We start from the raw sequence: 21,594 nt of genomic DNA on the forward strand, positions 1-21,594 counted from the left end.
GAGCAGGCGATGCTAATGGCTATGTTGGGGGGCGTCGTTTTGGTTGAAGGCATTGTTCCATTGCTGTATTAGCCATAGCTAATACAGCGCTTGCTTCAGACATTGGATCGAGGTCGCGCGATGTTCCCCCTCGACAGATCGATGCCGGAGCGGGTGGTGCGATGCTTGCATTGCACCACCCGCTCCGTGTTTCTGAAAGTTACCCCAAGGCAGATTCATCAACGGCCAGCGCATTTGGAAATGGCAAGACCGTGAACGGAATTCGGGGAGAAGGCGTCACTTACCATGGCCGAGACCTCAACGGCCGGAGCGATCTCTGCTTCTGGAGGCCGCCATTAGATCCTGGCGGGCGAGATTGTAGGCGGGGCTTATGGACTGTCCGACTTGACCACCCCGCCGCAGCTGTTCATAGGAGATTTGCGCACCTGTCGCACGGACTTCAGCCTCAAGACCTGCTATGGGGCCGTCCAGATTCGCATTCCGTTCCGCTGCTGCATACCGCGGCGGAGGGATGTGCGGCAAGATGTCTTGCATGCCGGGAACTGCATGAGCTTGGGCCTGTTGATTTGCGTCGAACTGCCGATACGCCGCCAATTCCGGCGGCTCGACAGGAGGCCGGGGCAGCGAGTCCAGCTGGTTGGCGGCCACCAGAACTGATTCCACTGCGCCTCGGTGCGTGCACGAGGAAGGATCCATTCCGTAGGCTTCCTGAATCATCAGTGATGCGATTTCCCTTTGTCGGTCTTCAGGAATACGGGACAATGCGTTGCGTACACTATCGGCGAACTCGGGTGAGATCACTTGTACTTCTGCATATTTTTCCCACGATACGGGTGCGTTTTGCTTTCGGCGCAAATTGTTGGCAGTCTGTTCATTTGTGTCCGGATGCACGAACGGAATCAACCCCTCAACACGGTTTTTCAGGAATTCGGCGGTGCTTTTGTCCATCGACCAATGACCTTCCTTGGCCGTGTCTCCGCTCCATGCGCAGTCTTTCAACCGAACAGCGGGACCGTTGGCCCAGGCGTCCATGACCACTGTCGACCTCGGGTCGCGGCTTCCGCGCCGCAGTTCGTTCCAAAGGTGACCCGCCTTGACTGGGATCTCTTCACCTCCGTCGGTTATCTCTTTCATTGACACCGAAGCACTTAAGGTCATGCTCCGCTCGTCGGCCGCCATGTGTGGGGCGTGGACGATAGCGGAAAGGGGAGCGGTCTGATTGCAGCACGCCGCTCCCATGACTACGGCCACTGCAACCTTATTGTCGCCGTCTGCTCCCAACATTGCAACCGACGATCCGATGCCGTTGTGGCCGTGAGAGGGAATGTCGTCCACCTTAACGTTTCCCCGGCCATGCTTGAGCAGCAGGCGAACGTCGTGAACTGTTTGCCCCGCTGTCGCGAGTCTTACCGGGCTAGTGACCTCGTCACCAACGACACACGCTCCCATATGGTAGGCGGCCTGCTGGATCTGATGTGGCTCCAGAGGCGCATCTCCGCCCCGTCGCAACCTGTCGGCAGGCGTGCCCAGGGAGACCCTCAGCGGCGCCGTGTATTCTCGCGGCGACTCTTCCGTGTCATATGTGGCATGTCGAGTCGATCCGGAGGGTTTGGAGATGCAAATTCCCATAGCCGTTCACCTGTAGTGGAGTTTCTGATTGCCGAGGGACGGAATACGCGAGACGGGCGCTTAACCGTCAGTGTCATCTGGATGAGCTTCCATCAAGGGTGCCGGCTCCGGGAGGGCGCCTGTCTGGCTTTCGAAGATGCGTTTAAGGATGCGGTCCGAAAAATATCGCACCTTCCTTAATTGCAACGGTGGCAGGCCTTTGATGAGAACAATCTCGTAGTCGTCATCGAGCAGCCGAACCTGTTCGGGACGCAACAGCGGTGCACCTTGATGCGAATTCTGAATGTTCCAATCGAACGTTCGCGCCTGGCTGTAGGAAATCGACTTGGCTTCAAACGTGTATTCACCGATGGCTTTGGAAATGTAGGTTGGAGTCTCGTCATCGGCCGTGGCCATGAACACCTGCAGGCCGGTATTGCTGAGAAAATTCTGCTTGCCAGCCTCGCCATAGGCTCCAGTCAGTGCCGAGAGGCTTTGGATGATGAGCATGAAGCGCCCCTTGTAGCCCGCTATGGTCGTAATTGCGGTCTCGATCGCCTCCAGCTTGCCCAAGTGCTTGAACTCGTCGAGCAGAAACAGGACTTCGTATTTTTCATCCCGGCGAGGCAGCGACCGCTGTAGAATTGAAACGACTTGCTGAAAGAACAGGCGTATCAAAGGCGCGACCACCTCAAGATCGTTCGGACCAACGCAAAGATAGATGCACGTTTTGCGGCGGCGAAGATCGTACACCGAAAAATCTGAACGACTTGTCGCCGCCTTTACAGCGGGATCCGCCCATAAATTGAGCCCTCCATCGCCAAGGACGGACGTGTAGGAGGTTAGGATTTTTGTGTCGTTCCCGGCCATGTCGTCGAAGATGCGTTGTGCCTCTTTGTTCCGGGTCTCCATGGCGAGTCGCGCGAAGAGTTTGAACTTCTCCCCCGGCTGGGCGAAGAGATCATAGACTGCGCCGATTGTTGGCGTGCCCCGCTCGATGCAGGCGAGGATGCCCGCGACAAACAGATCTCGCGCGCCATTGACGAAACCTTCCGCGCCCTCCCCCTTCGCCGTAATTAGGTTTGCCGCCAAGCGGCGGGCCTCGGTGAATTGATGCTGTGGAGACAGCGCTATGAGGTCCAACAGCGGATTATAGCAATTCGTGCGCCGCTCCGAATCCAGCGGCGCAAATTTGAACACCTCGGCGCCGGCGGCTTGGCGCGCTCTCGAGGTAAGCTCAAAGAGCTCCCCCTTGACGTCGAGAGCTATTACCGAGCCTTTGAATGTAAGTAGCGTTGGAATGACGATGCCGACGCCCTTACCAGCACGGGTCGGTGCAACGATAAGGCTGTGAGGCTGCTCGCCATTGGTCAGGTAGTAGCCAGGCCAGAAAGGGCCACTCGTTTTCCCAAATACCGGGCCTGTCACGCCGCGGTATCGTCGTAGATAACCCGGGCGTCGCATTTCATCCACTCGCGCCCAGCGCGCTGTCCCGTGATGTTCGAGTTTGCGCCGTAATACGATCTGCTGAATCAGCAAGACGACCGCGGACGTTGCGAGTACGATAGCTACGCCCCGATAGAAGACGGGGGTTGCGAAACCCCGATAGAAAGGCGTCTCGAACCAAAAGGCACGGACGTCAAACGTCATCAAAGCCTCGCCGCCACCCCCATGGCGGAAGGTTGCGTACAGACTTGCCGCGCAGAAGCCGAAGGCGAGTGAGCAGGCGATGCTAATGGCTATGTTGGGCGGCGTCGTTTTGGTTGAAGGCATTGTTCCATTGCCGGATTAGCTATAGCTAATGCTGCGCTTTTCTCAGACACTGGACCGAGGTCGCGCGATGTTGCCCCTCGACAGATCGTGCCGGAGCGGGTGGTGCGATGCTTGCATCGCACCACCCGGCAGACGTGTTTCTGAAAGTTACCCTAAGGCAGGTACGTCAACGGCCAGCGACTTGGAAACGGCCAGGCCGCGAACGGAATTCGGGGAGAAGGCGTCACTCACCATGGCCGAGACCTCAACGGCCGGAGCGATCTCTGCTTCTGGAGGCAGCCATTAGATCCTCGCGGGCGTGATTGTAGGCGTGGCTTATGGACTGCCCGACTTGACCACCCCGCTGCAGCTGTTCAAAGGAGGTTTGCGGGCCTACTGTATCACGGACTGAAGCCGCAATACTTGCTATGTGGCCGTCCAAATTCGCACTCCGTTCCTCTGCATGCTGCGGCGGAGGCATGTTCTGCAAAAGACCACGCAGGTCGGGAAGTGAGTTAGCTCGCGCTTGTTGATTTGCGTTTAATTGGTGATACGCGGTGACGATAGCATTTTGGGCGGTCATCTTGACCATGTGGTGCTGCTGAGGATCAGCAGCCAATTCAATGGCCTGCTCAAAAATGCGAGATTTATTTTGGTCATTGAACCTACTGAAGTTTTGCGCCATAAACATAACGCCTAGAGCTTGCTCCATTGGGTCCATGTTGCCAATGCGATTCACAAGAGCAGCCTGCTTCTGGGATCCTAGAAAATGGCCTACATTACTGGCCGCTTGGACCTGGAACAATGCTACATCATCCGAATTGAACCCCAATCCGGCCGTCAATCTGTCGGACAGAACGTTGGCTGATCCTCCGAGCTGGTGGTTGCGCCTATCAAATCTGCTGAGGTCAGATTCCTGCCCGGGTGCAATGTCCTGAACTGCACGTCGCGTTTGCCTTCCGGCGGATTTGAAGCTCCCAAGGTCACGTGCTGTATCGCGCGGGTTAGCGGTTACTAACCGTTCTGCAACATCGTTCAGTGGCCCGTCTGGCAGGAGGTGGTTACGGCTTTCCTCGGCCCTCCTCGCGCCGCCGGATGAACTTCCAGCTGCACGTGTCCGTCTGCTATCGCGATCCATTGCTCGGCCTCCAAAGGCGTTTCTCTACCCCATGAGGTTACCACCGAAGCTTGGTCTGCTAAACCAATATGGTGTTACACTTGTAGTCTCGCCGAGGCTTCTCCCAGCTCTCTGGGTCACGCCGAGAGCGCATCCAAAGAAATAGGATGAAGTTGGCCTCAAAGATGTTGCGTGTTTTCGCAGCCGACGGCACGAATGGCACGCCGATGCCGCCTCTTTCGCCTACTGCTTCCGGTCCTTGCAAGAGGCCCGCATTGATATCGCGCAGCACCTTCTCCTTTGAGCGCAGGCTTACATGCTCGAGGTTTCGATGACGAGGATCGCCCGCTCCGGCTGATCAGCGCGGCGAGCTGTCGTGTTGTCTGGCAAAAATCTGTCGAGCTGATCGACAATTTGCGCCACGCCGCGCAATGGCATCGCTGTGCCATGCCCACGACTAAAGGCATTCTTGCTGGAGGCCCGTGGCAATCTGCCGACCCAGCCGGCGCCGCGAGGAGCAAAGGTCCCGAGGAAAATCGCGCGCGGGGGGCCGCACGGTCTCGCAATGCCGCCCCGTCCGCACGCGGCAGTGTGTCGTCTATGAGTGCCGCGGTCGTCAGCACAAGCCGGTGGCGAGCCAACCGCCGCCTGGGCTATCGCGACTTCTTCAATGCCTTTGTGCCCGGGTTTTCTCAACGGGAGTCGCCTGGCGCAGCCACCTCGGAACGGACGGTATACTTCAGCGCCACTGTGACCAATGCAATTGCCGCGCGGCTTTGCGCCCCAACCGCATTGATGCAGGCGCACCATCGACATCACTGCTTTGGCTGCAACACCCCTCGCCTTCCACGCCTCGACGAACCAGGGCTCAAGAAATTTTCAATTCCCCAAAGACGGTCAGTTTCTTCACGCTGCACCTGGGGCCAACTGTGCAGGTCCTACACGACCGGGTGCAAGGGGATGAAGGAGGGTGCAAGTGGTGCCGACGCGCACTGCTTGTCAGACGCGATTGCATGAGTGAGCGAATGCAGCCATCCTGGCCGACACCATGCCTGTTCTGGGCACAGCCCGAATTGAACGCCCCATCAAGACTCAAGGACGTTTCAGCTTACGGTCGCGATCGGGCATTAGCACGCTCTCACCATCCCCATTTCTGCGCAATGCAAGGGCAAAGGATCTACGCGAACTTTCACGCCAGATCTCGAGTGCATCCGACCGCAATGATGTATTCGCCAGGGAGCATGTGCACGGTCCTTGTTGCGTTCTTTTGCCGACGCCCCCGCGCCTCGTCCCGAGGCGGCTCTGGGCTTGGAAGATCCAAGCCTTATGGCCAGCCAGGACGTCAGTGTTGGCTGTGCAACAATGTCGGAAGTCCGACTGACATAGGCGGCCCACAACCGTGTAGTTGAAAGCTTTTTTCTTTTTGCACGCTCAGTGCAGCAGATGATCCTCAAAGATCGCACGGAACCGCGATATACCGAGAGGCAACCCAGGAATTGACATGACAGGCATCATTGCGTCGGTCGCGCTGTCGACTTTGTCCGGCTACCAGAGGTTGGAACAGAGGCACGGAAGCCTGATATCGTTAGAGGCCGATCCTACAAAGCGGCATTTCACCTCCCGGGCGCCCCCGTTGCGCAGAGCAACATAGACGGTCAGCGTGTTTTCACGTGGGGAAGGCTCGGACGTGGCTGTACTCGGTTCCAAAATTCATTCGACCACGATCGGGAACAGGGAGTCGATCTACGGTCAGAGCCAGGCACAGAGACCGAGATCTACCACGATCACTGCAACATCGACGTGATCGTTGGATCATCAGACACAGTTGAGGCCACCAACTATGATCGAAGCACCGACAGCGGCGAGCGGTATGCATAGCCTGCTTAGCGACCAGCATCAGTTTGCTAATTTGAAGGAGTCTCTCACAGAAAAGGCATCGGGGAGCCGGCAAGAGTTGCCTCTCGCCTGAAGCCGAGGCGCGCCTCATACCATTGTTGCTGTACAGGTCTGCCCTGTGCGATTTGGGAAACCGCGCGTCAATGAAGCGGATCAGCTTGCTTCTGCTGAGCGCATTCGGGCTCGGACCTGAGTCCCTCAAGAAGGAAGTGGTTCGATCCGGCACTGACCCTTGGGCGGGGGCTTGGGGTGAGCCGGTGCCGGACCGAACCGTCTCAGGCAACGCCGGCTATGTCGTGGGAAGTTGTGGCAGCTTCGTGGCCAAACCGTGGCGGTAACGTGTCGCAGATTCACCGATTCCAACACGCGCGTTGCAAACGTGACTGGACGTTTCGGAAACCGCGCCGCGCTGCTGGGTTTGGCGGGAGCTCTGCAGGTGGGCGGCCACTCTTGGCTGTGAAAATTAGCCGCCCGATCAGGCGTCGGACGCAGGAAGGGAAAAGCTCGCATGTTGTTTCCGCGGGGGCCGGGCGACCTACCACCACAAGCCAGCCGGCGCGGCTCGCCCGCATCGAATTCGACCATCTCCTTCCGAAGGGCTCACAACAGAGGACACGTCTATCAGGACATGCGGATCCGAAGCAGAGGCATGCCCTCCAATCTTGCGGACTGATGCAAAAGGCCCGGCGATTTTCATGACCGGGCAAGGCCGTTGCATTTGTCGGCGACGCTGGAATGGCGGAACGGCCCCGAGTCGGGACTATGCGGCGGGCCGGCCGGGTGTGGGATCGGGCTATGGGCAGTTGGGGAGACGGCATGAGGGCAGGGTTTCGCCGCGCCAGTTCATCGCAGGGGCGGCTAGCGCGGGGATCGCGGTCAAGATCGGTTTTCTGGGCCGAGCCCCATCGGTTGCACCCATTGCCAATTCGCCCCCCGTTCGCCAAACTGGATCGGATCGGACGGTCGGCCGCGTTTTAGGATGGATACCGTAGCCAAGGTCACCGGGGGGCGTTATCAACTTAACTCGCGTTCAGGGATTTGCGGCATAGACCCGATGTCATGAACACCGCAACAATCAGCTACAAGCGCCATCGTTTCCCGCGGCAGATCATCGCCAATGCGGTCTGGCTGCTACAGGTTCCCCTTGAGCCTGCGTCTGGTCAAGGAAATGCTGCTGGAGCGCGGGATCATGGTTTCGTATGAGACAATCCGCCGGTGGGGCATCAAGTTCGGCCCGCATTACGCTCGCCGCTTGCGCCGCAAGCAGCACAGCCGAAACGATGTCTGGCACCTGGACGAGGTCGTCATCACCATCGCCGGCAGGAAACACTGGTTGTGGCGCGCCGTTGACCAGGATGGCTATGTGCTCGACGAGATCGTCCAGAACCGCCGCAGCACCAAAGCGGCCAAGCGCTTGCTGACGCGGCTGCTGAAGAAGCAAGGCGTCGCGCCGAAGCGCATGATCACCGACAAGCTGCGCTCCTATGGAGCAGCCAGGCGACAGGTGATGCCGGACATCGAGCATTGGTCGCATAAGGGATTGAACAACCGTGCCGAGAATTCGCATGTGCCGCTGCGAAAACGGGAGCGGATTATGCAAGGCTTCCGATCACCAGGAGCACTGCAACGCTTCGTTTCGATCTTCTCGGCTCTGCGCAATCTCTTCGTCCCGCCCCGCTCAAAACGCTCCGCTCTCGCTACACATATTCACCGCCTGCAGGCCATGGCGGAATGGAAAGCCGTGGCCATGGTCAGCTGACATCAGCGGCCTGCAGGTCTCAACGCGTGTATATGCAGACAATGTGACATCCCCGGCTTCCTGAGCAACGTACTTTAAGCGAGGATTGGATCATGGCTTATAAACATATCGACCGCCTGCCGTACCTTCATTCGGGGAATTCCCGCGTGAAATATCTGTTCGTCGGCGCCACAATGGTTTTGGCGTGCTTGCCTCCGGTCGCCCGGGCTCAGGATATCGAGGCCGGAAAGACAGTCTTCAAAAAGTGTGCCGCCTGCCACAGCGCTGATACCGACGCGAATAAAGTCGGGCCAACCTTGAAAGGCGTTGTAGGCCGGACAGCTGGCACCGTCCCGGGCTATTCGTACTCGAAAGCCATGAAGGATGCGGGCGCAGTGGGCCTCGTATGGGATGAGCCGAACCTGATGGCATATTTGGCCAATCCCAAGGTGAAAGTCCCGGCGAACAAAATGGGGTTCCCTGGCCTCACGAATCCCGAGGACCTCAAAAACGTCATCGCCTATCTCAGGAGTGTGTCAGGTTAGAACCTTTGGCCGCTGCGTTTCGGGAACAACGCGAAGGAGGGAGCAATCGTGTTTCACGCCGTGAACCCAGTTTTGAAAGCCGACTGTTCTGTCGGGCAAAATGGCGAAGCTATCCGACGCGGCTGGTCGAGCAGGCCTGTGCTCATGCCGTCAGCAACCGCAGGACGGGAACCCATCCAATACGCTTGCTCTGGCTTCGCCACGACGGTACTCATTAGGCCGCGTCCTATGGCTATGCCCAAAATATAGCCATGCGTCGCCGCGCCCTTAATAGGTCAAAGTTGGTTAAGTTGCTCCCTCTTCCGGCAGCCTGCATTCAGCAAGGGCCGCCGACAATCGACTCATTTCGCTGAGTTTCCGGGGCTGTCGTCCCGTTTCCACGGGATGAGGGGGATGTCACATTGTCTGCATATACACGCGTTGAGACCTGCAGGCCGCTGATGTCAGCTGACCATGGCCACGGCTTTCCATTCCGCCATGGCCTGCAGGCGGTGAATATGTGTAGCGAGAGCGGAGCGTTTTGAGCGGGGCGGGACGAAGAGATTGCGCAGAGCCGAGAAGATCGAAACGAAGCGTTGCAGTGCTCCTGGTGATCGGAAGCCTTGCATAATCCGCTCCCGTTTTCGCAGCGGCACATGCGAATTCTCGGCACGGTTGTACAATCCCTTATGCGACCAATGCTCGATGTCCGGCATCACCTGTCGCCTGGCTGCTCCATAGGAGCGCAGCTTGTCGGTGATCATGCGCTTCGGCGCGACGCCTTGCTCTTCAGCAGCCGCGTCAGCAAGCGCTTGGCCGGTTTGGTGTTGCGGCGGTTCCAGTACCGATGCTACTGCATCCCGCGCCTGTCAGCGCAGGAAATCCCATCCTAACCGGTCGACCATGGATTTTTGCGCCCTAAAGTGCCGATTCCCTGATATCCAAGGCCGAAGTTTTCCCAGCCAGTATTTGATTGCAAATCTCCTCGAGTGTGGATGCAAACATTTAAGAAGCCTTTTCTAAAGAACGCTAAATTTACCGATTCTCAATATCGATAAGCGGAATTCATCGAATCAATAGGGTTACCGCTCAAGAGCTGGCCGCCACTGCTGCGGATAACAGCACATGCGGCATTCAAGCCCGTTTGTACCGCGCCCTCGACCCACCCGCCGGTAAAGGAGCATCCACATCCTGCGAGATACAAGCCCGTGTCTTCTTCCGGTCTTTTTGCGGTAGCGAATTGGAAAAACAACCGTTCTGAATAGATGTCTTCACCAGGATAATTGAGCTTGAAGGCACCTACTGAATATGGATCCATCAGCCAATCGTGCTGCAGGACATGACGTTCATAGTCACCGTTAGCCGGGACTAGATGACGGGAGAAATCAGGGGAAATGGTGGCCAGATCATCGACCAGACGCTGGCACCGTTCCTTTTTGTCCAGAATGGAAAGCATTTTGTTAGCATCATCTTCCCATGTATAACTTAACAGCACCACGCCCTTACCATCCGGATCATCTGGCTGATAGTCTAGGCAGTAAACCCCTCTGGCAAGGCCATCTGACAAGATGGTTGTCGGCGAGCCCTTTTTTAACCAGAACTTGTTTTCCGTCAGCATAAACAGCTTGGAAGAGCCGGTAAGGTGAGTTTCTCTGACCGCTCGCAAAACTTCGTGAGTAAGAAAGGTTCCATCGGCCGTGAGACGATGGGCCAGCTCCATAGCTCGATTGCTGGTAGTGACGATGACGCGGTCAAAAGGCATGACCTGCCCTCCTGCGCATGTCACGAGAATCTGACCGCCCTGTTTGTAAATACGGCTTACATGACCGTAGCGGACACGCTGCCGCAAACTCACACCGTTAAGCTCCTGTTCAGCCAACCGTTTCACCAACAGGGAGATCCCTCCCATAATCAGGCGCTGATCGTCCTCGTACCCGTTAATTACTAGACGCAGTATCTCAGTAAACGCGGCTTGGTACACAGGTAAAAAGCCTCCAGATCCAATCCCCAGCGATCCGAAAAGCTCAAAATCTTCCGGCCTTTTCCAAGGTACGCGTCCTGGTGGCTGCGGTCCGGTAAAGATGGTGACGAGGGCCGAATAGAAGGAGATGTCGCGAAACGAATCTAGCCAGGCCTGCCATGCGTCACGAGCTTGGTCAAAGCGACGCGACCGAAGCAAAGTTGTGATCTTCGCCGGTGCGGGCAGTTGAATCCCTTCGTGCACGTAACCGTCGCTTATCAAAGCCTGCCATCCTTGATGAACGCGTCTGAACAGTGGCGGCGGACACTCGCCGGCCTGCCATAAATGACGCGCACCTCGATAGTGCACCTCGGTATCCACGATGCCCGGATCGGGGAAGGAAGCTGCGGTATCTATCCTCAATTTGTCCAGATAATGGAACAGGCAGGTTGCGCTGGAAGGAAAGCGCATAGCGCCCATCTCGGCAATGAGATGCGGTTCGCGCGTGTCGAAGATTTGTGACCAAGCCCGCCCACCCATACGATCCCGCGCCTCAAATAGCACGATGTCCGTTATTCCGGCGCGCAAAAGTTCAGTCGCCGCCACCAAGCCACTGATGCCGGCGCCCACAATGCCAACCCGCGGGCGCCGGCTGTTTTGAGCAAAGCTCCCAATACCACCTTCAGACTCGCTCAATCGCAAGAACGGTCCATAATCATACAGAAGATCGATACTCGGCAATGAATTTCTTGCGATGGTATTGTTCAGCATACCGCTCTCCGGTGATAGCTATATTTCTTGAGATCTAGTGTGGCCGCCCTCAGAACGCCTCCCCCGTTAAATTGGACGCTGGCCACAGCATAACAATTTCTGATCACCGGAGGCGCAATTAACGTCGCGATCAGAAGATAGCTTTGCCATCTTCTGTAGTTAGTAATAATACTCAACGAGGACGCATCCTGCTAACCGGCGATTGCCGCAATATTCATTTGGATTATACGATTTCTCAGCCGAAACACATAGCGTCCCTCTCATATGGGGAAGTCGCTCTCCTGCCACCGAGCGTGCTCCAAATACTCGCACGCGATATCTTCTAATAGTGCTTGCTAACTATCAATATTATCTATTTCTTTCTATCACTAAATTCCCACTCATTGAATTAATATCACGTTTCATATGTAATATAATCCGCTTCTTCACTGATCAGAACCCATTTGCCGCCTCTCTTGCGCTTGGGGCGTCGCCGGAACAAAGCGTGCCCAATGCCAAGAAGTACGTATTCAACACCCTTGCTAATCAAAGTGAGATTTTGGCCACTTGGGATGATGAACAAGCCGCCGGATGAACGAAGTGCCCTCTTCAATCCAACAATCCTCTCGGTGGGTCTACCATTCTTCATGGGCAGGCCGGGCTGGCTGCGGTCGAGCGCCTGGATCTGGCTCTTCTCGTCGACCGACAGCACGATGGCGTGAGCCGGCGGATCAACGTAGAGGCCGACGACATTGCGCAGTTTGTCGACGAACTGCGCATCATTGATAACTGGCGCCAGCGGTTGGGCTGCAGCCCGTGCGCCCTTCCAGATGCGGCGCACCGCGCTGGCGCTGATGCCGGCTGCGGCCACCATCATGTCGGCGGTCCAGTGCGTCGTCTCGCCAGGCGGGTCCTGCAACGACAGTGCCACCAGCGCTCGGCGACTTCTAAAAACTGGATGAAGCCTGGATCGTGAACTGTCTGCAGGGACCTGGACGTAATCGGCTTCGGCGCTAGAATCCGTTCGAACCCCACATTGCGAAGGCCAGCGATTATTCGTTTCGGCCGTTCTGGCGTGTCGAAGCAGGGCACCATCTGTCCACGCCATAACCCGCCCGCGCTTTCATGAGCATATTGGTCCTCGGAAAGATAATAAGCACGTTACCCTAATCCTCTTCGCCAATTGGGCGTACTCGCATAGAGACGGCACGGCGCTCTGGCATGGATGTAATCAACGCACCGACGATAATGGCCAACGCTGCAAACATTCCTGGACCTGTCAGCCATTCGCCGAAGAGGGCGGCTGCGAAGAGCGCAGAAAAGAACGGCTCGCTCGATTCGATGACCTGCGTCTTGTATGCCTCGATATGCTGAAGAGCTAGAATTGTGCAGTAGAACCCAAAGAAGGAGGGGATAACTCCCAGTGCTAGCAAGCTTGGCAGCGCGTTCATTGACGGGATTGGTGCTCCGCTCCAAGCATAGGGAACAGCGAGCATAACGAGGCCATAAGCCAGGAACCACCAGAAGGTTTCTAGGGATGAGCGCAGCTTAAAGAATTTCCAGGCGAAGATAAAGCTGGCGTAGCCTAGACCCGCGACAAGGGCGAGGCTGACACCGGTAATGCTTCCGGTCATCAGGCCGTCCCCAGCAATCACGAAGTAGCCGCCAAGAAAGACCATGGTCATGGCGAACGCCTTTCGCGTCGTTACCCTTTCCTTCAAGATGAGGATGTCGAGCGCGATTGCACCAAGGCCGCCAGCGAAAACAAGGATGGCGACAAGCGGGATCGGTGCATACGTGAAAGCTTGGGTTTCGAAATGGTAAAGTGTGAAGATGCCAAGCGCGGAGCAGACGGCGATCTTCCACGATCCCGTGAACACTGAGACTAGTCGGGCTAAACCTCCAGACCTTAAAAGGATGATGATCGAGAGCAGCGAAAACGCAATGGCGCAACGCCAAAATGCAACTGCAGTTTGATCGAGGCCTTCCTTGAAAGCGGACCGCGAAAGAACGCCGACGGTTCCATTGGACAGAGCTGCAAGGAGAGCGAAACCGGCCCCAAGGATTGATGAAAGATAAGCATTTCTCATGGCGGTCACTTTGTTTCTATCATATGCGAGCGGCAGGCCTCGCCGAATGCACGAAAGATTTCGACGCTGAGCAGATCCTCAACGTGAAACCATTCAGGATGCCATTGTACGGCGGCAGCAAAAGTTGCCGTGTCCTTTACCGATATGGCTTCAATAACGCCGTCCACGCATCGCGCATCAACCGCAAGGCCATCCGCCAAACGCGCGATCCCCTGCCGATGCAGGGTATTGACCAAGACTGGATTTTTTTGCGAGCGGCGGATGCATCGGGCGATGTGGCCGTGGCCTTCGGCTAGAATTGCATGAAAGGGGGCGTATTGAAGGTCGCGTGGGAGAGAGAGGTCTTCCACATGAGTGATCCGACCTTCACCTTCCGAGATGTTGCTTGAGAGGCTGCCACCAAGTGCGACATTGAGTTCTTGCAGCCCACGGCAGATTCCGAACAGGGGAATGCCCGATGATAATGCAATCTTGATCGCAGCAAAGCTTGTCCTGTCCCGGTCAAGATCAAGCGTCTTTGGACAAGCCTCTGGGCCCCCGTAAAATGAGGGCGAGACGTTCGACTCCGCCCCGGTCAGCAGTACGCCATTGAGGACTGACAAACAGACTCGCAAATCCCCTTCCACCAGTCCGCACGGGATCACTAGCGGTAAGACACCTGCGGTCGTACGCAGGGCTTCAAGATAACGAACGCGTACGGTCTCATACCCGACGCCGTCCTCTGTCCGGCGGTCGGAAATGACACCAACGCGGGGCCGCTGTTTATCAGCGAGGCCATAATCAGGTGCCCTCAAGAGCTTGCCCGATATCGGCGATGATATCCTCAATGTGCTCAAGTCCTACAGAAATCCGGATTGTTCCATCGCGAACTCCGGCAGCAAGGCGCGCCTCGCGCGGGACCGAAGCATGTGTCGTCGAGGCTGGATGCGTGGCGAGTGTTCTCGCGTCGCCAATATTTGAGACGTGATAGGCGAGTCGCAACCGCTCGATAAAACGGCGCCCAGCCTCAATGCCGCCAGCGATCTCGAACACGAGCATCGGCCCACCATGATCACCCATGTTCTGCTCGGTGCGATGCCGTTCAACAATCCCGCCAAAAGTCGGATATGTTACGTCGAGAACGCAGGGATGCGCCATGAGAAACTCGGCTAGCTGGCGGGCATTGGAGCAATGTCGAGGCATTCGCAAAGGTAACGTTTCCAGACCTTGGATACAGAGAAAAGATGCGAATGGCGACGGGCAGGGACCGAAATCGCGCATGAGCGTATTGCGCATCTTGAGCAGAAACGGGCTGGCTCCGTAGGGCCCGGGCAGATTGCGCGCGGCATCGAGCCAAAGAATGTTACCGTGCGAGATGTCAGGACGTGTCATCAACGAAAAGCGTTCGGAATAGGCAGCCCAGTCGAAGGTGCCCCCATCCACAATAATGCCGCCAATCGTCGTGCCGTGGCCGCTGATATATTTGGAAGTGGAGTGCACGGTAATGTGGGCGCCAAGCTCGAGAGGGCGGGAGATAAGAGGGGTCAGCGTGTTGTCGATGATCAGCGGAATTCCGAGTTCCTGCGCGATCGCCCCGACCTCGACGATCGGGAAAGGGCTGAGCTTGGGGTTGGGAAGCGCTTCGCCGAACCAACAGCGCGTTCGGCGATCTGAGGCTTCGCGGAAACGTTCGGGATCGCTTGGATCGACGAAGCGGGTTTCAATCCCGAGCCGTTGAAACGTACTGGCCAGCAAATTGATTGTGCCACCATACAGGTGCGTGGAGCTTACGATATTGTCCCCGGCTACGGTGATGTTTAGGATTGCAAGCATAATTGCGGCTTGCCCCGACGAGGTTGCCAAGGCGGCGACGCCACCATCCAGAGCCGCAACGCGTTGCTCGAAAATATCCGTTGTCGGGTTCATCAACCGCGAATAGGTGCGCCCCTCGCGTCGGAGATCGAAGACGTCCGATGCGTGATCAATTGATTCGAATGCATAAGCATTCGAGAGATAGATCGGTACAGTTGTAGCAAGGGTCGCCGGATCATAGCGATAGCCGCCATGCAACACTGCCGTTTCCGGATGCAGGTGTGGCGTTGGCGCCAATCGTGCTGAAGGGTCATTTTTCTCTGGTTTGGTCAACATTGGATCTCTCCGGGAGTTGGATACTTCTCGGCGCGGCATTCAGACTGGGCGAAGCGCTTCCGGTTCTGGTCGCGGATCAGTTTCAGGATCGAAGGCTCACCATTTGGGCCAGACTGGAATATCCCACCCGTTTCGGAGCAGTGCGCCGCATAGACGCTGTCCCCCATGCGGATGGCATGTGCTTCGGGTAAGCGCCAGAACGGGGTTGTCGGGTCGAGATGATGATCGAGATGGTAGTTGTCGTTATTAATCGCGGTCAGCCACTTCTCGATATTACAGCTGCGGCGGTTCCTAGCCATGTGCAGGTTCACGGTCTGATTTTCGATGGAGCTGCAATGCTCAGACATCTCGATAAACCAGCCGATAATGTGGAATGAGGTGAGGTAGGGGACGACCCAGAGAAGGACGACTTCCGAGAAGTAGCCATAGATCAAAGCGTACACGACGATACAAGCCCAGAACGCGTAGAACCCCCAGCGATCGAACTCGTAACGCCACTTTTCTCCGCGCTTCACCCGCACTGAACTCTCCTTTCCGGAGAGGGAATTGAGGATTATTTGATATCTGTTGCGGACCAGATACTTCAGATAGGCGTAGGTTTTCGATCCAAGCAGGGGCAGGATGATGAGCTTCCAGACGAAGGAACGATCCGTTCGGGGTGTGAAGACACCTTCCGCGATGAAGAACTCCAGGTCAGGATCGGCGTCGGCTCTTCCCAGAAAGGGATGATGGCTGTGGACGTGTGATTCCTTGTAGGCAAAGTGGCGTTGAAAGATGGGCCAAGCCGTTGGCAATGTGCCGAGCAGGAAATTCAGCAGACGGTTCTTTGTCAGCACACCGTGCGCAGAATCGTGCAGAATGGTGGAAATTCCTCGCTGATGGGCTCCGATCATTATCACTGCGAGAGGATAGAACCACCAGCTGACCCCAATGACCAGCCACGCGAAGGCAGCGATCACCGTATAATCCTTCACGATATAAAGCGGGCCATGCCAATTGTCAGTTGTAAGAGCTTTGATGTCACTAGTGATGCATCGATCAAAACGATGGTGAACGTAGCGGCCGGGCGCCTCGATGCCGCTGTAGAGCGGCCGCGCGTGAGCGTTCATGAAGACACCTTTTGCCGAGAATTGCAGCGCCACTCTGCGGTATAGGCACCGACGAAGCGGTCAATGAGATCAGCTTTGACGTTTGGCATAACGATCGCGTGGGCGGAGTTGTCATGGCATGCGAGCTGGTATTCGCTGACGAGCCTCTCGGATGGCTTCGGAAATACAACCGTCAAGGACCATGGATTGAGCAACACCGGGATGCCCGCTGAACGAAATGCTGCTGCGAGGCCTTCCGCACGCTCGATGCAGGTTCGGGCATTATGGCGGAAACCGGCTATGCCAAGCCGCATCACCCGGTTCCAGATCGCGAGAACGGCGTGGCCGTTGCGCGATCCCATCAGAGTCGTATCATCTGAGCGCAAGTAGCTGACGGCGGAAGCCACTCGACTGACATGCTCACGTCGAACTACAAGGATACCGCAGGGCATTGGCGTGCCGATCATCTTATGACCTGAGGTTGACACGCTGTCGATCCCGTGCCGGAAAGAGGGACGGATGCAGTTCGGTAAGCCATCGACAAAGGGAAGGACCATTGCATTCAGGGCGCCATCGACGTGAACAAAGCGTCGGCTCGGATCGATCCCGACGCGGTCCAGAACGCTGACGCAGGACGTGATATCGTCGTGTGCGCCTTTCATCGTCGTTCCAGAGGTCAGTGCGAGAATGATGCTGCGATGACGATTTGCGTGGATAACCTCAGAAAGAGCATCTGGAGAGATGGCACCGGAACAATCGGCCCCGCACGTCAAAGCCTCGATCCGGAGGATTTTTGCAGCCTTTGGAAGCGAGTAGTGCGCCTCTGTGGAGTATATCAGAACAGGATTATCAAGGGTCTCGCGCGCAAGGTATATGGCCCATAGATTGCCTTCAGTTCCGCTCGCGCCCACAGTCCCCCAATATTTTTCTGGATCGGCGCACTCCCATACCCGCATGATCCAGTCGACCACCTCTCGCTCTAAGTCACAGACCTCGGTCGCATAGTGTGAACCGACATATGGATCACCTAAATTATTAATTAAAAACTTGTCGAATTGAGAAATTGGCTCGGGGTCAAAATCGAGATTGTAAGGATATCCCAGATGGTTATCACGCTTGTCGGAAAATTTCTTGCTAAGACTATGCAGCCTCGCATCAATATATCCATGCTTTCTTGAAAGACGGCCATCATCTTGGTTGCATATAAGCTTCACGCATATGATCCACTATTAAATTCTGCTGCATAGGATCTACACGATGAGACACTTATTATGCTATCATTATTATGTCACGTGACACTTTTGGATGCCAGATGCAGTTGAAATCGCCTTGGGAACCACGACTCACCGTAGGTAGTGAGCCGATCTACCAGCGCCTCGCAGCCGCGATCGCGGAGGATCTGAGCAGTGGCAAAATCCCACCTAGCGCCAGGCTCCCAGCGCATAGGGACTTGAGCTATCAACTAGGCGTGGGCTTGGGAACGGTCACCAAGGCCTATGGCCTGCTGGAGCGCCAAGGCCTCGCCTCATCTGTCCATGGTCGCGGCATGTTCGCGACCAAAAAAAATCTCACGATCACCAAGGCTATTGATCTGAGCGTGAACGTGCCTCCGAACATTATGTCGGACCGGTTGCTAAGTGGGACATTGGCTTCGCTAGCGTCGGCGATTGATGCCAAGACATTCGGAGCATATGCGCCTCCGCAGGGAATGTTTCAGCATCGTCTGGCACTCGCAGGATGGCTGCAACGTTACTGCGCCTCCGTCGACGCCGAGCGGATGATCCTCTGTAATGGTGGCCAGCAAGCACTTTCAATTGTGCTCGCAGCGCTGCTCGCGCCAGACCTTTGCATAGCGACAGACGATCTTCCGTTCCCTGGCCTCCAGATGATCGCGGGGCTATTGAGCCTTCAATTATTCGGCATAAAGACTGATTTTGAGGGCATTCTACCGTCTGCATTCGATAAGATTGCACACGAGGTCGCGGCGAAGGGAAAGCGTCTAATATTATTCACGAACCCGACAGCGCAGAATCCAACCGGCAAGACGATGTCGCGATCGCGCCTCAAGGATATTGCGGAAATTTGCAGGCACCGAGATATATTGATCATTGAAGACGACGTATACTCTGCCTTCTCCGCTCGAGATCACCTCTGTTTTCTCGATCTCGTGCCTGAAAGAACATACTATATCAACAGTTTAGCTAAGATTCTAACGCCTGGAATGCGACTCGGTATTCTCATCGCACCGTCTAACCAACTAGGTAATCTCCTGCGCGTGATCCACGCGCAGGGTTCCACTGTTTCTCCGATCGCAAGTCTTGTCATGTACAGATGGGTCGTGGATGGAGTCGCATCCCATATCGCGACGATGACACATTCAGAAGCGGTCGCGAGGAATAAACTAGCGGCTTCAGTCTTTAGCTCCATAACTGATGCCTGGATTGGCAGCGGGTTCCATATGTTCCTCCCGACACGCCGCGCGGCGGCCATCGCTCTTGCCAGCGCCGCCCGCGAAAACGGTATACTGGTCACCGAGCCTGCACTTTCCTTATCAGAGGAAAGCGATGAAAGTGGAATTCGCCTTTGTCTTGGTGGACCGACCTATGACGAGCTCAGCATCGCACTGAGAAAGGTTGCAGCTCTGCATGTGTGTACTTAATTTGAGAATTCGAGGCGACATATTGCACTTAATGCGAGAATCAGGACTCACCACGTTGATCTCCGTGTTGTGAGGCAAATGACCGAACCGTTTCCCGATGAGGTGGAACAGCAGCGCTGGGACGAGGCCTGCCGACGCGCGGACGCTATCCGCGATTTCCTGCGCCAGCAGCCTGATGGCTCAACGATCGGTGATGTCGCGAGGCTCGCGGCAACTCGGGTTGAGGTGTCAGGCCTCCGAGTGACAGACATACACCTTGATGACGCTATTCCGCACATCACGGTCGAATGGCACGACGACCGCCGAATTAAGAATGCAGTCTCACGCCGCAACGTGCCCTTGGTGGGGACGCGCTGGAAGCTGCGAAGGAAAGCCAAAGCTGCGGCAGGCGACGCGGCGATGCTGTTCCCGACCTACGGTAGGCCCAAAGGTGCATCCTCAGCGTCCGCCGCTCTGGGGAAGCATGTGCGGGCCTGCGTAGTCGACCCGAAGGCGACCACCCACTCGCTTCGCCACCCGATGAAGGACCGGCTGCGCTTGGCTGGCGTCAGCAAGTCTGACCAAGATATTGTTCGCGGGCACTCGTCGGGCACTGTTGGGGAGGACGATGGGGGCGATGAGGCGAGGCTTGAGGTAGCTAGAAGAGCACTGCAGCGCGCCAACCGAGCTACCGGCTAAAGAACCCGATGCGGCAGCTTGACGCTGCGCACAGCAATCACCAAATCTCGGGGCAGCCCTCAGAAGAGGGGCAGAAGGGAGAGTTTCCATGTTGGAAGCTTTTTTGGTGCTCCCATTCTCAAGGCTGGTTGTTGCACCTTCTTGAGGCGTCTCTAGGCGGGGGCCGGGTTAAGGTCGAAATGTGCCGAAGGCTTAGCAAGGCTGACGGTCTGCAAATGTGAGGGCACTCCTCCCCAAAGGGCAGGAACAAGCCCGGGGTCATAAAACCCGCAGATTGATGATGGAACGTTAGAGTCGCCTTGAGCTAGCGAACCGGACCCCGTGTCGGTGACATGGGCCACTCCGGTATCCGGAAGTGGTCAAAGAGTCAGAACCACTGTGAAAAGGTACTAGCTGCCGGACGATTCTTCGATGACTCTGGCTTCGCCGGCGGGATGCTCCACCCAGTTGGCAAGCTGGGGCGGGCGTCCTGCGACCTCCTTAATGATGCCCCGTCCAAGCGCGTGAAACGTCGTGACGCGGCACTCCAGCGCGCTTTCCTCGATCTGTAGCTGTCGTGCGATCCTGGTCCTGAGTTCATCTGCTGCGCTCTTATTGAAGGCCAGAAGCAGGATCTCATCGGGCCGGTAGAGCTGCCTTTCCAGGACATAGGCCACGTTGCCGACCATGGTCGCGGATTTACCTGACCCGGCCGAGGCGACGGGGAGATTGTTATCCTCCAGACGGATACAGGCTTCGCGTTGCTGATCGGAAAAGGAGCGCCCGTCGAGATCTTCGAAAAATGGCTGGAATTTGCGCAACTCCGCGGCAACGAATGCTTCATCATAGGCGTGGCGAACGCCCGGGTCGGTCAGCATGGCGAACGAAGCCGGCAGGGACGCCTTGAGTCCGGCCGGCATCAATTGTGGATCCAGAAGCGGGTGAGAAAGCGCGGCAGCGGCGCTGCCGGGCACGCTGGCGATGGCCCGCCCGAGATCGGCCTGCGCGAGATACTGTCTGTTGTCTTCGGTGATCTCCCGAAGCCTGGCATCGACATCGAGCAAATGATCCGTCTCTGTGCTGATGAGGTCGAACAGATGGGTGTTGATGAACGCATAAAGGTCTGCGGCCAGTTGCTCGGACGCGTCCCCCGACAGACTCGGCAGATTGTCCGTTCTGCCGCGTGCGCGGATCTCGACGGTATGCCACAGCAGCGCCTTGCTGGTCGAAAACGACACGATATCGAGGCAGCTGAGATCAACATCGCCACCCTGGCTCAGCCGAATGCGCCCGGACAGCTTGGGGTCCAGGGTCAGCTTTCCATTTTCCGGAAGGAAACATCCGCGCAAGGAAGCCAGGGCGGTATGTGCGCGCAGGGCCAGATAGCAATTTACTCAGTGCCACATTCGATCTGTCCAGTAAATCAGGGCCGAGCAGGTGGGCGCCGGGACCACTTTCGAGGTTTACATCGCTGTTCCGCTGGCGCTGGGGGTGGAACGGGCTCCCGGCCAATGGCCGCCGGCCCCGAGGCAGGGCTCATCGAGATGATCCGACCGCCTTGCAACAAGATGGGGGTAGAGCATGATGAAGCGTTGGCAGCGTGTCTCCATGGACGCGAGCGCCGAGGA

At 56.7% G+C, this 21,594-nt stretch carries 13 protein-coding genes and 3 pseudogenes; 4 read left to right on the forward strand and 12 right to left on the reverse strand.

Annotation, left to right across the window (positions count from 1 at the left end; all coding sequences use genetic code 11):
• Positions 1–297: 297 nt before the first annotated feature.
• The 3 genes from AC0NIL_RS28440 to AC0NIL_RS28450 all read right to left on the reverse strand — a co-directional run bounded on the left by AC0NIL_RS28440 (position 298) and on the right by AC0NIL_RS28450 (position 4,192).
• Positions 298–1,335: a type III secretion protein gene (locus AC0NIL_RS28440; RefSeq protein ID WP_473574364.1), complete on the reverse strand. Its 1,038-nt coding sequence runs from the start codon at positions 1,333–1,335 to the stop codon at positions 298–300.
• A gap of 354 nt (positions 1,336–1,689) precedes the next feature.
• Entirely contained in the window at positions 1,690–3,381 is a 1,692-nt protein-coding gene (gene virD4 / locus AC0NIL_RS28445) for a type IV secretion system ATPase VirD4 (protein WP_473575139.1), read from the reverse strand.
• Positions 3,382–3,625: 244 nt separating this feature from the next.
• Entirely contained in the window at positions 3,626–4,192 is a 567-nt protein-coding gene (locus AC0NIL_RS28450; protein WP_473574361.1) for a hypothetical protein, read from the reverse strand.
• Positions 4,193–7,432: 3,240 nt separating this feature from the next.
• Between AC0NIL_RS28450 and AC0NIL_RS28455 the strand changes: the two are divergent.
• Together AC0NIL_RS28455 and AC0NIL_RS28460 are read left to right on the forward strand one after the other, a co-directional pair.
• A pseudogene (locus AC0NIL_RS28455) lies at positions 7,433–8,132 on the forward strand (IS6 family transposase).
• 173 nt (positions 8,133–8,305) lie between these two features.
• On the forward strand, positions 8,306–8,656 hold the full coding sequence (locus tag AC0NIL_RS28460) for a c-type cytochrome (protein ID WP_473469892.1): 351 nt from the start codon (positions 8,306–8,308) through the stop codon (positions 8,654–8,656).
• Between the two features lie 443 nt (positions 8,657–9,099).
• Here AC0NIL_RS28460 and AC0NIL_RS28465 read toward each other — a convergent pair.
• From AC0NIL_RS28465 to AC0NIL_RS28500, 8 genes and pseudogenes are all read right to left on the reverse strand, one after another.
• Positions 9,100–9,470, reverse strand: a pseudogene (locus tag AC0NIL_RS28465) (DDE-type integrase/transposase/recombinase); the annotation flags it as partial.
• 210 nt (positions 9,471–9,680) lie between these two features.
• The gene (locus AC0NIL_RS28470; RefSeq protein WP_473574183.1) at positions 9,681–11,366 is read right to left on the reverse strand and encodes an NAD(P)/FAD-dependent oxidoreductase; all 1,686 of its coding nucleotides are present in this window, start codon (positions 11,364–11,366) and stop codon (positions 9,681–9,683) included.
• 613 nt (positions 11,367–11,979) lie between these two features.
• Positions 11,980–12,243 (reverse strand): annotated as a pseudogene (locus tag AC0NIL_RS28475) (IS630 family transposase); the annotation flags it as partial.
• Between the two features lie 268 nt (positions 12,244–12,511).
• Entirely contained in the window at positions 12,512–13,435 is a 924-nt protein-coding gene (locus AC0NIL_RS28480; RefSeq protein ID WP_473574186.1) for a DMT family transporter, read from the reverse strand.
• 5 nt (positions 13,436–13,440) lie between these two features.
• Positions 13,441–14,229, reverse strand: a complete 789-nt coding sequence (locus AC0NIL_RS28485) for a gamma-glutamyl-gamma-aminobutyrate hydrolase family protein (RefSeq protein ID WP_473574182.1) — start codon at positions 14,227–14,229, stop codon at positions 13,441–13,443.
• Positions 14,216–15,562 carry an O-acetylhomoserine aminocarboxypropyltransferase/cysteine synthase family protein gene (locus tag AC0NIL_RS28490; RefSeq protein ID WP_473574181.1) on the reverse strand — a complete coding sequence of 449 codons (1,347 nt, stop codon included), beginning with the start codon at positions 15,560–15,562 and terminating at the stop codon, positions 14,216–14,218. Before AC0NIL_RS28490 ends, AC0NIL_RS28485 begins: the two co-directional genes overlap by 14 nt.
• Positions 15,556–16,671: a fatty acid desaturase gene (locus AC0NIL_RS28495; RefSeq protein WP_473574180.1), complete on the reverse strand. Its 1,116-nt coding sequence runs from the start codon at positions 16,669–16,671 to the stop codon at positions 15,556–15,558. The genes AC0NIL_RS28490 and AC0NIL_RS28495 overlap by 7 nt, the downstream gene beginning before the upstream one ends.
• A complete protein-coding gene (locus tag AC0NIL_RS28500) occupies positions 16,668–17,864 on the reverse strand; it encodes a histidine decarboxylase (protein WP_473574179.1) in 1,197 nt (398 codons plus the stop codon). Before AC0NIL_RS28500 ends, AC0NIL_RS28495 begins: the two co-directional genes overlap by 4 nt.
• Positions 17,865–17,962: 98 nt before the next feature.
• On the opposite strand from AC0NIL_RS28500, the gene AC0NIL_RS28505 reads away from it, so the two are divergent.
• The gene (locus tag AC0NIL_RS28505; protein ID WP_473575129.1) at positions 17,963–19,309 is read left to right on the forward strand and encodes an aminotransferase-like domain-containing protein; all 1,347 of its coding nucleotides are present in this window, start codon (positions 17,963–17,965) and stop codon (positions 19,307–19,309) included.
• A 78-nt stretch (positions 19,310–19,387) separates the two neighbouring features.
• Positions 19,388–19,987: a site-specific integrase gene (locus AC0NIL_RS28510; protein WP_473574177.1), complete on the forward strand. Its 600-nt coding sequence runs from the start codon at positions 19,388–19,390 to the stop codon at positions 19,985–19,987.
• A 389-nt stretch (positions 19,988–20,376) separates the two neighbouring features.
• Here AC0NIL_RS28510 and AC0NIL_RS28515 read toward each other — a convergent pair whose 3' ends face one another.
• Positions 20,377–21,315 (reverse strand): UvrD-helicase domain-containing protein, encoded by a 939-nt coding sequence (locus tag AC0NIL_RS28515; RefSeq protein WP_473574176.1) that lies wholly within the window; start codon positions 21,313–21,315, stop codon positions 20,377–20,379.
• Positions 21,316–21,594 lie beyond the last annotated feature (279 nt).

The sequence above is a fragment of the Mesorhizobium sp. WSM1343 genome (assembly GCF_055901535.1).